This window comes from Stenotrophomonas sp. TWI273 (genome assembly GCF_039674765.1).
Classification (GTDB): domain Bacteria; phylum Pseudomonadota; class Gammaproteobacteria; order Xanthomonadales; family Xanthomonadaceae; genus Stenotrophomonas.
In genome coordinates this window covers 1-15,550 of record NZ_JBDJOA010000005.1, presented here as the reverse complement: position 1 = coordinate 15,550, position 15,550 = coordinate 1, and the positions used below count along the sequence as shown (strand labels likewise).

Annotated in this window: 12 protein-coding genes; 5 read left to right on the top strand and 7 right to left on the bottom strand. The window is 66.9% G+C overall.

Features of this window, described 5'->3' with window-relative positions; translation table 11 throughout:
- The first annotated feature begins 139 nt into the window (after positions 1–139).
- Together ABE571_RS08270 and ABE571_RS08265 are read left to right on the top strand one after the other, a co-directional pair.
- On the top strand, positions 140–712 hold the full coding sequence (locus tag ABE571_RS08270) for an Ax21 family protein (RefSeq protein ID WP_121044142.1): 573 nt from the start codon (positions 140–142) through the stop codon (positions 710–712).
- A 132-nt stretch (positions 713–844) separates the two neighbouring features.
- Entirely contained in the window at positions 845–1,270 is a 426-nt protein-coding gene (locus tag ABE571_RS08265; RefSeq protein WP_313208822.1) for an NUDIX domain-containing protein, read from the top strand.
- Between the two features lie 19 nt (positions 1,271–1,289).
- On the opposite strand, the gene ABE571_RS08260 is transcribed toward ABE571_RS08265, so the two are convergent.
- Genes ABE571_RS08260 through ABE571_RS08235 form a run of 6 tightly spaced genes read right to left on the bottom strand, consistent with a single transcriptional unit; the run spans position 1,290 to position 10,153 of the window.
- Positions 1,290–2,393: a sugar kinase gene (locus tag ABE571_RS08260; protein ID WP_346493541.1), complete on the bottom strand. Its 1,104-nt coding sequence runs from the start codon at positions 2,391–2,393 to the stop codon at positions 1,290–1,292.
- A complete protein-coding gene (locus ABE571_RS08255; protein WP_346466209.1) occupies positions 2,390–3,571 on the bottom strand; it encodes a GDSL-type esterase/lipase family protein in 1,182 nt (393 codons plus the stop codon). The genes ABE571_RS08260 and ABE571_RS08255 overlap by 4 nt, the downstream gene beginning before the upstream one ends.
- Before the next feature lie 30 nt (positions 3,572–3,601).
- Positions 3,602–4,357, bottom strand: a complete 756-nt coding sequence (locus ABE571_RS08250; protein WP_346464174.1) for a glucose 1-dehydrogenase — start codon at positions 4,355–4,357, stop codon at positions 3,602–3,604.
- Positions 4,358–4,401: 44 nt separating this feature from the next.
- Positions 4,402–5,694, bottom strand: a complete 1,293-nt coding sequence (locus tag ABE571_RS08245) for an MFS transporter (protein ID WP_313208819.1) — start codon at positions 5,692–5,694, stop codon at positions 4,402–4,404.
- Positions 5,691–7,931, bottom strand: a complete 2,241-nt coding sequence (locus tag ABE571_RS08240; protein ID WP_346493540.1) for an oligoalginate lyase — start codon at positions 7,929–7,931, stop codon at positions 5,691–5,693. Before ABE571_RS08240 ends, ABE571_RS08245 begins: the two co-directional genes overlap by 4 nt.
- Complete coding sequence (locus tag ABE571_RS08235) at positions 7,928–10,153, bottom strand: polysaccharide lyase 6 family protein (protein WP_346493539.1); 2,226 nt, start codon at positions 10,151–10,153, stop codon at positions 7,928–7,930. The genes ABE571_RS08240 and ABE571_RS08235 overlap by 4 nt, the downstream gene beginning before the upstream one ends.
- 281 nt (positions 10,154–10,434) lie before the next feature.
- On the opposite strand from ABE571_RS08235, the gene ABE571_RS08230 reads away from it, so the two are divergent.
- Together ABE571_RS08230 and ABE571_RS08225 are read left to right on the top strand one after the other, a co-directional pair.
- Positions 10,435–13,326 (top strand): TonB-dependent receptor, encoded by a 2,892-nt coding sequence (locus ABE571_RS08230; RefSeq protein WP_346493538.1) that lies wholly within the window; start codon positions 10,435–10,437, stop codon positions 13,324–13,326.
- A gap of 89 nt (positions 13,327–13,415) precedes the next feature.
- The gene (locus ABE571_RS08225) at positions 13,416–14,159 is read left to right on the top strand and encodes a FadR/GntR family transcriptional regulator (RefSeq protein WP_088432357.1); all 744 of its coding nucleotides are present in this window, start codon (positions 13,416–13,418) and stop codon (positions 14,157–14,159) included.
- Between the two features lie 21 nt (positions 14,160–14,180).
- Here the strand turns inward: ABE571_RS08225 and ABE571_RS08220 are convergent, their stop codons facing one another.
- The gene (locus ABE571_RS08220) at positions 14,181–14,570 is read right to left on the bottom strand and encodes a DUF6165 family protein (protein ID WP_259260470.1); all 390 of its coding nucleotides are present in this window, start codon (positions 14,568–14,570) and stop codon (positions 14,181–14,183) included.
- 235 nt (positions 14,571–14,805) lie between these two features.
- On the opposite strand from ABE571_RS08220, the gene ABE571_RS08215 reads away from it, so the two are divergent.
- Positions 14,806–15,444 (top strand): TorF family putative porin, encoded by a 639-nt coding sequence (locus tag ABE571_RS08215; RefSeq protein ID WP_346493633.1) that lies wholly within the window; start codon positions 14,806–14,808, stop codon positions 15,442–15,444.
- Positions 15,445–15,550: the final 106 nt, after the last annotated feature.

The following is a 15,550-nucleotide window of genomic DNA, read 5'->3' as shown; positions in this document are numbered from 1 at the left end:
AACGCCGCCCCAAAATTCACTTTTGTGGACGCGGTCAACTTCAGGGCGGGTTGTGTCGAATAACGGAGAATTTACATTCCCGATGCAGTCCGGCCTCCATGCCGGGTGCAAGTAGTCCAAGACATAAAGGTGTACCCCCATGAAGACTTCGTTGATTGCTCTGGCCCTGGCCGCCGCCCTCCCGTTCACCGCTTCGGCGGCTGAAGGCCTGTCCTACAACTACGCTGAAGCCGACTACGTCAAGACCGACGCAGATGGCGGCAAGGCCGATGGTTGGGGCGTGAAGGGTTCCTATGCCTTCCTGCCGAACTTCCACGCCTTCGGTGAGTACAACCAGCAGAAGACCGACATCGGCAACTTCAAGGTTGACCAGTGGCGCGTCGGCGTCGGCTACAACCAGGAAATCGGCAACAGCACCGACTTCGTGGGCCGCGTTGCCTACAACAAGTTCGACCCGAAGGAAGGCCTGGACTTCAACGGCTACAGCGCTGAAGCCGGTATCCGTACCGCGTTCGGCCAGCACGCCGAAGTCTATGCCATGGCCGGCTACGAGGATTACAGCAAGAAGCACGGCGTCAATCCGGATGGCCAGTTCTACGGCCGCCTGGGTGGCCAGGTGAAGTTGAACCAGAACTGGGGCATCAACGGCGACATCAAGATGGATCGCCACGGTGACAAGGAATGGTCGGTCGGCCCGCGCTTCAGCTGGTAATTCCAGCGTGACCGCATCGCCACGTGCCTGATCGGCGTGGCAGGAAAGGCCCGGCATCGCCGGGCCTTTTTCGTGGGCGCTATCCAGGCACGGGGCCCGAGAGATAATGAGTCACTTCCATGGAGATGCCCGATGTCCCCATCCACCGATCTGCAGCAGCCTCGCCTCGGCTGTGGTGCCGTCATCCAGCGCGCCGACGGCGCGATCCTGCTGGTCCAGCGCGGGCGTCCGCCTGAGCAGGGGCATTGGGGGTTGCCGGGGGGCAAGGTCGATTGGATGGAAACCGTCGAACACGCGGTGATCCGTGAGGTGGAGGAAGAAACCGCACTTCAGGTGACGGTGGAGCGTCTGTTGTGCGTGGTCGATCATTTCGAGCCGGCGCTTGGCCAGCACTGGGTCGCCCCGGTGTATCTGGTGCGGGCGCAGGACACCACGATCGCGTCCGTTCAGGAGCCCGAGGCACTGCTCGGGCTGGGGTGGTTCACCGCGGATGCACTGCCCGCGCCGCTGACGCTCTCCACGCGCAAGGCCCTGGAACACCTCTCGATCGCGCACTGAGTCCTCGCGCGCAGGGCGCTCAGCGTCGTGCGGCGGCCCCATCGCCGCGCGCCACGGCCTCCACTTCAGCCAGGCTGGTGACAGCGCAGTCGCCCGCCGTGGACATCGCCAGCGCGCCATGCGCGGCGCCCAGCTCCACCGCTGCCTGCTCGCCCTTACCGCTGAGCAGGGCATGCACCACGCCGGCCACGAAGGCGTCGCCACCGCCGACACGGTCGAGCAGGTCTACTTCGCGTGCGGCGGAGACATACAGTTGCGACCGGGTGCGCAGCGCACCGGCCCAGCCGTGGCGGGCGGCGTTGGCGGCGTCGCGCAGCGTGAACGCCACCGCCTGCAGCGCCGGGAACTGCGTCATCGCGCGCACGGCGGCCGCCTCGGCCGGACCGACATCCATCGGTGTGTGGCGGCGACCGAGATCGCTCAGGTCCATGCCCAGGCATGCGGCGAACGAATACTCATCGCCGATCAACAGGTCGCACTCGGCCGCGATGGCGCAGTTGGCGTGACGCGCGGCATCCGGGTCGGGATGGCTGTTCCAGAGGCTGGCGCGGTAGTTGAGATCGTAAGAGACCGCCACGCCGTGCCGGCGTGCGGCCCGCACCGCGGTGATCGCGGTCTGCGCGCTGTGCTCGGACAGCGCGGCGAAGATCCCACCGGTGTGCAGCCAACGCACGCCGTGCTGCCCGAACAGCGCATCCCAGTCGAACGCCGCCGGCTGCAGCTGCGAGGCCGCCGAGTACGCGCGATCGGACATACCCAGCGGCGCACGCACCCCGAAGCCGCGCTCGGTGAAGTTCAGGCCCATCCGGGTGTTGCGGCCGATGCCATCGTAGTCGCGCCACACGATCTGGCTGGCATCCACCCCGCCGGCCTGGATCAGCTGCTGGGCCAGCAGACCCAGCTCGTTGCGCGGCAGGGCGGTGAGGACCCCGGTGCGATGGGCGAAGGTGCTGCACAGGCCGCGGGCGACGTTGTACTCGCCACCGCCCTCCCACACGGTGAACTGGCTCGCGCTGCGGATCCGGCCTTCGCCGGGATCGAAGCGCAGCATCACCTCCCCCAGTGCCAGCGCGTCCCAGCGCTGGCCGTTGTCGGCCGCAACCTGGAAGGTCTGGGCACTCATCGCGCCGGGCACCCGAGCAGGGCCAGATCGATGCCCTCGGCCATGCGCCGGTAGCCCTCGTCGTTGGGATGCAGGTGGTCACGGGTGATGTCCTCGGGCAGGTTCTCCGGGTGGGACGGATCGCGCAGGATCTGGTCGAAGTCGATCAGGCCATCGAAGCCGCTGCGGCCGCCGCGCATCCAGGCGTTGAGCGTGGTGCGGGTGGCGGCCGCGATCGGCTCGTAGCGGTCCGAACCACCGAACGGCGTGATCGTGGCGGCAATCGGGCGGATGCCGTTGCTGTGCAGGCGTTCGGCGATCTGCCGGTAGCCCAGCACCATGTCCTCGGCGTTGCGGCCGGCCACGGGTGGGGTGCCGCCGTCGTGGCGGATGTCGTTGATGCCTTCGAACAGGATCACGCGGTCCACGTTCGGCAGTGCGATCACGTCGCGGTCCAGCCGCGCCAGCGCGCTGTGGCTGCGGCCGTGATCCATCACCTTGTTGCCGCTGATGCCGGCGTTGACCACCACCACCTGGTCCGGGCACGCCTGCTGCAGACGGGCGGACAGCAGTGCGGGCCAGTCGCCGTTGCTGCCGCGGGTGGCAGTGGCGCCTTCGGTGATCGAGTCGCCCAGGGCGACCACCACCACCGGCTTGCTGGCGCGTTCGGCGAGCACGGCGGAGACCACATTCTGGCGGTAGGCGAGCTTGACCGCGTCGCCCACAGTGGCTGCGCGGCCATCGGCGATGCGCAGCGCGGTACGCCGCACGGCCGGCCGTGTGGCATCGGGGAAATACACGGTGAGCGAGACGTCGGCCAGCGCCGGCGCGGTGATCGCGACCGGGTCGCTGAGCAGCGCAGCGCCAACCGGCACCACGATCTCGCCACGCCCATTGAAGGTGACCGGCCTGGCCGCCGTGGCGGTGCCGGTGAGGTGGGCCGAGGCCCCGCCGATATGCAGCGGGGCCTGGCCGAGTTCATTGCTGATGCGGAAGCGCAGGGCGCGGGCCGAGCTGCCCAGGCGCATGTCCTGGCGCACGGTCTGGTTCGCGAACTGCACCGGGGCCTCGGGGGTGCCATCAAGACGGTCCGGCGCCGGCGAGGCGGTCCAGGCCGGCACCCAGACCTGGGCCTGGGCGGGCAGCGCCGCGGCGCTGGTGGCAAGTGCAAGAGAGAATGCAGTGATCCAGCGCAGCATGGCGGCCCTCCCAGGCGGTCAGCGGGTCAATCAGGAGAAGTAGGTGCCGCCATTGACGTCGACGTTGGCACCGGTGATGAAACCGGCTGCATCCGAGGCCAGGTACACCGCGGTATCGGCGGCTTCCTGCGGTCGGCCCTGGCGGCGCAGCGGCGTATTGCCGGCCACCGCGGTGCGCACTTCCGGCTTGGTGAATTCATCATGGAAGCGGGTGGCGATCATGCCGCAGCACAGCGCGTTGACGCGGATGCCGCGCGGGCCCAGTTCCTTGGCCATGGCGCGGGTGAAGGTCATCACTGCAGCCTTGGCCGTGGCGTAGATCGCCGCGCCCGGTCCACCGCCATCGCGCCCGGCCTGCGAGGCGAAGTTCACGATCGCGCCGCCTTCGGGCATGTGCGGCACCACCGCATGCGTGGTCAGGTAGACCGAGCTCATGTTGAGGTCCATCACCTTGTGGAAGAACGCCTCGTCGATCTCGGCCAGCGGACGGCGCTGGACCATGCCACCGGCGACGTTCACCAGCACATCGATCTGCGGGCCGAACGCAGCCTGGGTCGCAGCGACCATCGCGGCCACGGCCTTGGCATCGGTGACATCGGCGCGATGCACGATCGCCGTGCCGCCGGCGGCTTCGACCTGTTTGAGGGTCTCCTGCGCGCTGGCCTCATCGTTGGCGTAGTTGATGCAGACCTTGGCACCGGCCGAGGCCAGCTTGAGCGAGATCTCGCGGCCGATGTCACGGCCGCCACCGGTGACGATGGCCACCTTGTCCTTGAATTGGGTCATGAAACACTCCTGTGATGCGTTGGGGGGAAAGGGAAGAAGAGGGCTCAGCGGCGCTCGACCGGGCCGTGGATTTTTTCCACGCGACCGGTGACCAGCCACAGCGCCAGCAGGGAGGCCGGCACCAGGGCCGCCACCAGGATGAAAATGGGTGCATAGGATTCGTGGGTCATCGCCGGCACCAGCCACGTGGTGATCAGCGTGCCGGCCACCGCGGCCATGCCGCCCAGGCCGGCGACCGAGCCGACCGATTTGCCGCTGAAGATATCGCCGGGCAGGGTCTGGATGTTGCCGATGGCGATCTGGAAGCCGAACAGCACGAAGGCGATGGTCACCACGGCCCAGACCGGATCGGTGGCCAGCACCGCGCCCAGCAGCGCCGGGGCCATGATCGCGCCGCCCAGGGTGATCACCACCTTGCGGGCCTTGTCCACGCTCCAGCCCGCGCCGATCAGGCGCCCAGACAACCAGCCGCCGCCGAGGCTGCCGATCATCGCGCCGACATACGGCACCCAGGCGAAGATGCCGATCTGCTTGATGTCGAAGCCGAAGGTGTCGGCCAGGTAGAGCGGCAGCCAGGACACGAACAGCCACCAGATCGGGTCCAGGAAGAACCGCGAGATCAGGATGCCCCAGGTCTGCCGATGGCCCAGCAGCTGGCGCATGCTGGGCACGTACTCGGGGACCGGCACGGCCGGTTGTTCGGTGGGCGCATCCAGGATCAACGCGCGCTCGGCGGCGCTCACCCACGGGTGCTTGTCCGGGCCGGCGCGGTAGATGATCAGCCAGGGCAGCAGCCAGATGAAGCCGATCGCACCGATCAGGATGAAGGTGCCGCGCCAGCCCAGCCACAGGAACAGCACGGCGATCAGCGGTGCCGACACGATCGCGCCGATCGACGCACCCGCATTGAACACGCCCTGCGCCAGCGCCCGCTCACGCGCCGGGAACCACTCGGCATTGGCCTTGACCGCGCCCGGCCACGCGCCGGCTTCGCTGATGCCGAGCATGGCGCGCACGATGCTGAAGGACAGGATGGAATGGGTGACCGAGTGCAGCGCGATCGAGATCGACCACACCGCGATCGACAGCGCAAAGCCCAGCCGCGTGCCGATGATGTCGAACAGGCGGCCGAACACGAACTGGCCGGCGGCATAGAACAGCATGAAGACCGTGACCAGCAGCGCGTAGTCTTCCTTCGTCGCGCCGACGTCCTTGGAGATCTGCGGCCACATCACGGCCAACGCGTTGCGGTCGATGTAGTTGATCACCGTGGCAATGGCGATCAGCGCCACAATCAGCCAACGGACATAGGTGCGGGCCTGCGTGGTGACCTTCATTTGCCGTCCTTGCCGGTACGGGTGCCGGTATCGAAGCGCTTCCAGCCACCGTCCCAGCGCCAGCTGTGTCCGCCGCCGCTCACTTCATGCGATCCGCCCTTGGCCGGGTCATCGGCGATGCCCACGGCGAGCTGCTTGCCGCCAGCCAGGTCGAGCACCAGCACGTCTGCATCCTTGCCGCGGTAGTGGGTGAGGCGGTCGATGCGGCTGTTGGCGCCGCGCACGGTTTCGGCGGTGCCGTCGTACTGGCCATGGGGTTCGAGCACGCCGTAGAACGTGGTGGCGGCCTGGCCATCCACCCGCTGCAGCAGCATTGGCTCACGGCGCAGGTTGAACGAGGGATCATTCGCGCCGCTCTCGCCGATCAACGCACGTGAGGGCGCGGTGCTGGCGAAACGGTAGGTATAGAAGCGGCCGTCCAGCAGCCAGGTCAGGCTGCGTGCGTCGCGGGTCGGCTCGCTGGCCGCATCGATCCACACATGCTGGTAACCGTTGGCCTTGCCCAGCACCGGACGTGCGGCGAGCGCGGACTGGCTCTTGAAGCCCACGTCCATGATGTGACCGTTGAAGTGCAGCGGCAGGTCATAGCGCGCGGCCTTGCTGCCGGTGACGCGCAGCAGATCCAGTACCACCGGCTCGCCCAGCGAGGGGTGCGAGAGCAGCGCCTGGGTACGGGTGAAGCTGACCCCGTCGTAGGCACCCTCCATCCGTGACGAAGCGATCTGGGTATCGTCACTGACCGCGAACAGCAGCGGCGTCGGTGCCAGTGGCTGGCCCTTCTTCCAGTCGCCGCCGAAGTGGCTCTGTTCGTTCACCACCAGCGTGTTGTGCGCGATGGTCTGCCGGGCCCAGCTGCTGTTCTCCGGCAGGTAGATGCCACCGGCCTTCGCCTCGATGTTGAGGAAGCGCGCCGCGCCGTAATCGGTGACCACGCGCTGGCCGTTGTCGTAGAACAACCAGTTGAGCTTGTCGAAGTGGCCGTGGCCCATGCCCTGCTTGGTGTTCTTCATCACCAGCGCCTGGCCGTTCTCGCCCCCCATGCGCAGGATCGCCAGTGCGCCTTCGGTGCCGTCCGGGCCATCGCGCAGCAGGGTCGGTACGAAGGCAAACGGCTTGGCCTTGTTATCCGCCAGCGCCTGGGCCACCTGCAGGCCTTCGGGCGAGAGCAGCACGCGCTTCTGTGTTTTGGCGACGGACAGCAGGCGTGCATCACCGGTCTGCGCGTAGGCGATATCGATGCCGGCCACCAGTTCCTCGGTGTCCAGGCCCTTGTCGAGAATGGCGTCGTTGATCGGGAAGAAGTAGCCGCCGTAGCTGCTCTGCACCAGCGCATCGACTGCCTTGAGCAGCACGCCGTCGCGGCGCTTGAAGATGCCGCGTTGCGGTTCGTTGCGCTCGATGGCGTTGGCGAACAGGATGAACGGGGCCAGCGCATAGCGCTGGTAGTACGGGCCTTCTTCGTAATACCCGTCCGGCGAGAACAGCTGATCAACCTGTTTCAGGAAGCCGGCGCTGCCATCGCGTTTGCTGCCCTGCAGGGCCTTGTCGACGTAGTTGGTGTCGCGCAGCACGTAGCCGGTCATGCCCACCGCAGCGACCGCCCAGGTGGCGTGGTTGTGGATCTTGTCGAAGTTCTCCGGCGTGCCGGACAGGAAGTCGGCCATCGCGCGGAACACGTTGTCGTCGATCGTCTTGCGGTCGGCGTCACTGAGCGTGTCGCGGATCGCGTCGTAGCCCTGCGCCGCGCTGACCAGCCACACCGAATCGTTGAGGGTCTGCCAGAACAGCCGGCCGGGAATCTGGCCGCGGCCCTGCGGGTGCGCGCCCAGGCCCGGGTAGAGCTTGGCGTAGCCCAGCAGCAGGTCGCGGGCGAAGGTGGCATAGGCCTTGTCGCCGGTCAGCCGATACAGCGCGCCGGCGGCCTGGATGGCCTGGTAATTGCGCTTGTGCTGTTCGTGCGTGTAACCGCCGCCCTTGTCCTTGGGCACCGGCACGTCGATGCCGGCCTTCATCATCGCGCGCACGCGCTGTTCGGCACGCTGCTGTTCCTTGGCGAACAGTGGCGAGCGCGCACCCTCGGCACGCATCTGCGTCCACTGCGCGGCGGTGACCAGCACCGGTGCGGTGGCGGATGCCGCGGGCGCCTGCCGGGCGGCGGGTGCGGCCTGCGCAGCGGGCAACGCGGCCCCGCCAAGCGTGGCGGCGAGCAGCAGCATCAGGGGCGGGACGTGATTCATGGCAGGGCCTCAACAGGGGTATCGGACAGCAACGGCGCGGTGGCCGTCAGCGGGTTGTCGCCCATGCGCAGGGTCGGTTCCCCGACGCGATGGCTGAAACGGATGCGGCCGCTGCGGTCGAAGCGGTTGTCGCGGATGCTGGCGAACTGCACGCCATGCAGGCGCAGGCTGGTGTCATCGGCCACCCCTGCCTGCTCGAACTGGTTGCCGTGCACCTGCAGCGCCGGACCGAAGGTGCTTTCGTCGGTGCCGCCGCGATACAGGTTCACCACCGGCCCGCCGATGCGGCGGAACGTGGAGTCCAGCAGATCCACCTGCTCGGCGTTGTAGGTGCCCAGGTCATCGGTCTCGGCGGCCGCGGCGATCACACTGCCGGTGATGTCCTCCACCGTGACGTGGGTCAGTGCGATCCGCGCGGCCAGGCTGCCCTTGCCGGTGGCGATCACATCGAAGGCCTTGTTGGCGGTCAGCCCGTGTACGCGGCTGTCCTCGATGCGCAGCGTGTAGTTGAAGGCCTGGCTGCCCGGCGGCACGCGAATCACCGCATTGCCGGCGGCATCCGGGGCGAGCGCGCCGTCGATATCCAGCCGCGCCAGGCGCAACGAACCGCGCGCGCCGATCTCGAACAGGCTCGGCCGCGAGAACTGCACGCTGGCCTGGCCACGTGCGGGGCCGACCACGCTGAGCGGATGGTCCACCGCCAGCACCTGGCTCACGGTGTAGCGGCCGCGCTGCAGCTGCAGCCGGTCGCCCGGGGCGCTGGCGGCCACGGCGGCGGTGAGGGTGTCCTCGCCCGGTGCGACCCTGCGCACCGCGCCGCTGTCCAAGGCGGTGGTCGGCAGCGTCTTGGGGTACCAGTCCACGCCGACCTGGTCGCGGGCAATCGGGGTCAGATCGCGCGGGGCACCGGCATCGATGGCGGCGGTGGGGTAGAGCAGGCCGTTGGCCGCGCGCTGCAGGGTCAGGGTCTGGCCGCTGACACCACCAGGAAAGCCGGCAGACGCGGCAGGGCTCTGCACATTGCCCGCGAAGCTGATGCCGGAGAGATCGCCCTGCGTGCGCAGCAGCTCGCGGTGTCCATCGCCGATGAACAGGTTGCCGGCGATGCGGCTGTTCACTGGCATCGCGTTGCGCTCCTCATCCAGCCCCGCGCCCAGCAACAGCGTGCCGACCTGGATGAAGCTGTTGCGTTCGATCACCGCGTGATCGATCTGCTCGTAGCGGTTCAACGGCGCGTTGTGGGTACCGGCCATCATGCTCAAGGCCGCGGCGAAGTTGTCGCCGGCAATGCCTTCGAAGTAGTTGTCGCGCACCGTCTGGTTGCGGTTGATCACGCGCACGCCGCCGGTATGCGCCTTGCCATGGCCGAGGAACACATTGCGTTCGACCCGGTTGCCATGGCCGTGACGCAGCACCAGTGAGCCGCGCGAGTCCTGGAAGACGTTGCCGCGGTAAGTGTTGCCGCCGGACTTGTTGGAGACGATCTCCACCTCGCCATCGCACTGCTCGAACCAGTTGTTCTCCACCACGGTGCGCGAATCGGACTGCGAATCGTGGCTGGTGCCGATGCGCATCGTCTCGCCGCCGTTGGAACCGAGGTTGGGGCGCGGGCCGAACCAGTTGTGGTCGATGCGGTGCTGGTTGTCCAGGCCGCTGGTGGCGTTGCGCACCACCACCAGGGTGGTGCCCGCATTGGTCTTGCCGACCAGCTGGTTGTGGTCGAAGCGGTTGTGCTGGCCGTACAGCGCCACCCAGTGATCGGACTGCTGGCGATCCGGCTTGTTGTAGCGGTCGATCACGATCCCGGTCACCCGGCTGTGGTTGGCCCACTCACTGGCTGACCGCCGAAATGACACCACTTCGCCACCCGGTGCCCAACCATCGCGGAAGACGAGGTTGGAGACCTCCAGGTGCTCACCGGCCAGACGCAGCTGGGACTGGCCGCTGAGAATCACCTTGCCGGGGGTCTGCGCCGTCAACTTAATTGGTTGACCAATTTTGCCGGTTCCCCGGAAAAGCAGGTCCACGTCGCGCCAGACGCCGTCCGCCAGGATCACCGTATCGCCGGGGGCGAGGGCGCGTACGGCGGTGGCATAGGCAGCAGCGTCGCGCACCAGATAATCGGCCGCCACGGCAGGGAATGCCGCCAGGGACAGGCTCAACAGCAAGGCCTTGGCCATGGGACGCCGCGCCAACGGCGCATGCGAGTGTTGCAAAGTCACGGGCTTACCCTCCCAGATGAACCGTGGCGACTGACGCGAGCCACGATCCTAACAGGTTGCCGTGCGCGGACGTCAACCACAATCGCATACCACTTTAGGCGCATGTGGTATGTGGTTTGCGCATTTTTCTGCTGCGTCCGCACATTAATTCCATGCAAAGTGGTCTGGACGGTGGTGCGGGGTAGACTTTAGTACCAATTCATTGACATTGGTTCATCAGTCGTGAATCTTCCGGATCGAATCCGTGTAATCGGACGATCCATCCTGGGAGGGAGATCACGATGTTGCATGACCGCCGTACGGCCTCACCACGAGGCCTCCGCCGCACCGCGCTGCACAGCGCGCTGTTCTATGCCCTGTGTGCCACCGCGGCCCTGCCGCTGGCCCACGCACAGGACGCCGATGCACCGGCCTCGCCGCCGGGGCAAGCCACCACGCTGGATCAGGTCCAGGTGACCGGCATCCGCGGCACCATCCAGACCTCGATCGACAAGAAGCGCGAGGAGACCGTGGTCTCCGATGTGCTGGCCGCCGACGACATCGGTGATCTGCCGGCGCTGTCGATCGGTGAAGCGATCGAAACGATCACTGGTGCCTCCACCCACCGCGAAAAGGGCGGTGCGTCGGAAATCTCGATCCGTGGCCTGGGCCCGTTCCTCGGTTCGTCCACCTTCAATGGCCGCGAGGCCACCAACGGCAGTGGCGACCGCTCGGTGAACTTCAACCAGTTCCCGTCCGAGCTGATCAACACTGTGGCGATCTACAAGACCCAGCGCGCCGACTTCGTCGAAGGTGGCGTGGCGGGCACGATCAACATGGAGACGGTCAAACCACTGGAGTACGGCAAGCGCACGTTCCAGCTCGATGGCCGGGGCACCTGGCAGGACTACGATGACCGTCTGAAGGACAAGGACGGCGTCGGCTGGCGCGGTACCGCCAGCTACATCGACCAGTTCGACATGGGCAACGCCGGCAAGCTCGGTGTCTCCATCGGCGTGCAGGCGCTGGAAGGCAGCAACCCGGAAGAGATGTTCTCCAGCAGCTCCACCTGGGTGGCCTGCGATGGCCGTGAAGTGGTTGGCGCAACGCGCAACTGCACCCAGGTCAACGGCAACCAGGTCGCCAACGGCGTGCCGTATTACCTGGTGCCCAGCAGCCGCATCTACCGCCAGTTCATCGAGCACGACAAGCGCGATTCGCAGTTCGCCGCACTCCAGTGGCGGCCCAGCGATACGGTGGAAGTGAACCTGGATTACCAGCACTCCAAGCGCGATTACACCGAAGACCGCTCGGATCTGTCGCTGTCCTCGATGATGCGCAACCTCAACAACCGCGTCGTCACCGACGATGGCGCGCTGCTGCACCACACCGGCAGCACCACGGTCGATTCCACCGGCAATTTCCTGGAGCGCCAGGAGGAATACACCGGCGGCGGGCTCAACGTGATCTTCCGGCCGAGCCCGGCGTGGACGCTGTCCACCGATCTGTCCTACTCCAACACCGAGCGCGATCAGATCGAACGCAGCACCCGCCTGCGTGCCGGCCGCACCGACGTCAACGGCAGGCCGGTCGGCGGCATCAAGAACACCCGCTACGTCGATTACACCTATGACTACAGCGGTGATGTGCCGAGCATTTACCTGGATCCGGCGTTCGATGTGAACAACCCGGACAACTTCACCGATTCGGCGCTGGTGCGTCGACGTCAGCAGCACCGCGAGCACACCATCCGTGCCGGCCGCTTCGATGCCACGTTCACCCCGGAAAGCGGCTTCTTCACCGCGATCAAGGGGGGCCTGCGCCGCTCCGAGGCGACCTACACCGATTACACCGACACAGTGGATGTCACCACCACCAATGTCGCCGCGATCCGCGCTGCCAACCTGGCCTGCCGCCAGGCGTTCCCGCAGGACGATTTCCTGGCCAACGCCAGTGGCAACACCATCGACCAGTGGGCCAGCTTCGACAGCCGCTGCCTGTTCAAGGCCTTCACCGGCGTGGACGACACCGGGCTGAGCGCGGACCTGCGCAACCCGGCCAACAACGATGTCGCCGAGAAAACCAGCGCGCTGTACCTGATGGGCGATTACAGCGCCGAATGGTTCGGCCTGCCGGTGACCGGCAACATCGGCGTGCGGGGTGTGCGCACCGAGGTGCGCTCGGTCGGGCTGCGCAGCGGCCTGGATGTGATCAACAATCCCGACGGCACCGTGACCCTGGAGCCCACCGGCGATTACACCTCGCAGGTGCTCAAGTCCAGCAATACCGAATGGCTGCCCAGCTTCAACGCGGCCTTCGAACTGCGCCCGGACCTGCTGCTGCGCGTGGGCGCGTATCGGGCGATGTCGCGTCCGGACCTGGCCGCTGAAGGCTTTGGCCGCACCTTCAACCTGGGCGAGGTGGATACCGAGTTCAACAGCGTGGGCGATGCGCTGCGCAGCATCACCGCCACCGGCAACCCGCGCGCCAAGCCGTTGATGTCGTGGAACGGCGACCTCTCGCTGGAGTGGTATGCCAACGAAGACACCATGTTGTCCGGTGCGCTGTACTACAAGCAGTTCAACGGCGGCTCGATGCCGGTGATCGTCAACGAATCGTTCGATATCGACGGCCAGAGCGTGACCGTGCCGGTGGAGCAGTTGGCCACCAGCGACCAGAAGAGCGATCTGTTCGGCGTGGAGTTCACCGCCTCGCACAGTTTCTCCTACCTGCCGGGGATCTTCTCCGGACTGGGTGTGAAGGCCAGCTACAACTACGCCGATTCCAACTTCAAGACCGAAGACCTGCGCCTGGGCGAGTCCACCGACCCCTCGACCGGCGTGGTGACCCCGGGTATCGTCGAGCCGGCCAATATCTTCGGGTTGTCCAAGCATGTGGCGTCGGCACAGGTGTACTGGGGCCTGGGCAAGCTCGATCTGCAGGCGATCTACAAGTACCGCTCCGACTATTACCAGCAGTTTGTCGGCGACCCGTCGCAGAACCGCTATGTGCGGGACAATGGCTCGCTGGACTTCCGCGCCACCTACAAAGTGAACAAGCACTTGTCGTTGTCGCTGTCGGCCAGCAACCTCACCGATGAGCCGCGGGTGTCGGATATGCCCATCCTCGGCAGCTTCCGCGAGTACACCACGTACGGGCGGCGGTATTATCTGGGGGTGCGCTACCGCTTCTGAGGTCAGTGGCGCGGTTTTTCCGACCGCGCCGCTCTCTGAAGGCGCGGTCGCGTGTCGGTCCCCAGCCACCTGTCAGCAGGCCTTTGATGATGTCCGAACCCCGTCTGTACCAGTCCATTGCTGCCGAAATCGTCGCGCTGATCGAGAAGGGTGAATTCCCGCCGGGCTCGCGCCTGCCGGGCGAGCGCGACCTGGCCGAACGCCTGGGCGTGAGCCGGGTGACGGTGCGCGAGGCGGAAATCGCGCTGGAAGCGCAGGGCCTGATCACCATCAAGACCGGCTCCGGCGTTTACGTGAAGGCCAAGCCGTCGCAGGCGCCGGGCGCACTGCCCGACGTCTCGGCGTTCGACCTGACCGCGGCACGTGCGGTGATCGAGGCCGAGGCCGCCGCGATGGCGGCCAGCCGCATCACCGATGCCGAACTGGAGGACCTGGCCGGCCTGATCGCGGCCATGGTCGACCCGAATTCGGGCGAGGCGGCGGCCAGCGAGGCGGATCGTCAGTTCCACCTGTCGATCGCGCGGATCGCCGGCAACCCGGTGGTGGAGCACTGCGTGCAGCTGATCTGGCGGATGCGCAACGAGCTGCCGCGGGTCAAGCAGGTCTACGCCAACGTCTGCCACAACGACGATGACACCCGCGACGAGGAACACACCCGGATTCTGGATGCACTGCGCCAACGCGACCCGGCAGCGGCGCGGTCGGCCATGCGCAACCACTTCCAGCGGCTGTTCGAATCGATGCTGGAAGCCACCGAGAATGAAGCGCTGGCCGAAATCCGCCGGCGTACCCAGCAGGACCGCGAACGCTTCATGGCCGCGACCGGGCACTGAGCCCGGCGCGTACCCGCGGGCTTACTCGCCCTGGTACTGCTTTTCTTCGACCAGCTGCGAGCCGGCGATGCGGTTGATCTCGTTCTTGACTTTGACCCGCTCGCCATTGGTGCCATAGACACCGCGCGCCAGCTGGATGAAGGCATCGTCGAACACCTGCGCTGCTTCCTTGTCGCGCAGCTGATCCTGGATCTCCCACATGCGCTCGTTGATTGCCTTGAGCTGCGTCTTCAACGCCTCCAGCCCCGGCTGGGCGCTTACCTGCTGCTGCCACAGCGGCCACAGGCCCTCGAGTTCCTTGCGGACGTTGGCGTTCTTGCCCGCATCGGCGATGCGTTCGGCCTTGATTTCCAGGATGGTGATCTTGTCGATCAGCTCGCCAATCGATACCGGGGTCAGGATCGCGTCCACGCCATTACTCGCAACAGGTCAGAGCGGCCATGATACCGCGCACCTCCGGGCACCACCCTGACGCAGGATTTACAGAAACGTTGCGCCGATCGCCCGGGTACGCCATGGCGGCGTTACGCCCCGCCTGACGACACTGTCGCTCTCGACGGCGCGGCCGTCATCTGGAGCAGGGCACGTGGTGGGTAAACCTTTGAAACAGCGCCTGCGCTGCGGCGCGGTGCTGGTGGGGCTGGTCATGAGTGGTGCGGCCGCGGCCGCGGTGGAGGGCAATGCGACGCTGACCTCGGACTACGTCTGGCGCGGCAGCTCCCAGAGCGACGGCGATCCGGCCGCGCAGGCCGGCGTGAAGCTCGGTACGGTCACCGGCTGGTATGCCTCGGCGTGGGGCTCGGGCGTCTCGTTCCGCCCGGACAACGGCGCGCGCAGCGAATTCGATCTCGTCGCCGGCTGGAGCGGCGCGGTGACGCCGGACTGGAGCGTGGACGTCAATCTGACCCGCTACCTGTATCCCTCGACCACCGTCGATCTGGACTGGACCGAGCTCAACGGCACGGTGACCTGGCGGCAACGCGCGTGGCTGCAGGTCGGCGTCTCCGACAACGCGTTGGCCGGTGGCCACGGCGGCACCTATGCGCAGCTCGGCGCGCGTCTGCCGCTGGGCGGGCAGTGGCGCATCGAGGGCGCGGTGGGCCATTACTGGCTGGACAGCGCGCAGGCCGAGGATTACCTGCACGGCCAGCTCAGCCTGGTGTGGCGGGTGCACGGGCCGTGGGAGCTGCGGGTGACCGGGCATGACACCGACGGTGCCGCGAAACAGCTGTTCCCGGGCAACGCGGGATCGCGCGTCGAGGTCGCGGTACAAACCGCCTTCTAACGTAGGGTCAACCCGGGTAGAGCCGACCGTTGGTCGGCTGCCCCAGGCGGTAGAGCCGACCGGGGGGGGGCGGCCCCCCGCGGCGCGCCACGCACCCCACCAACAC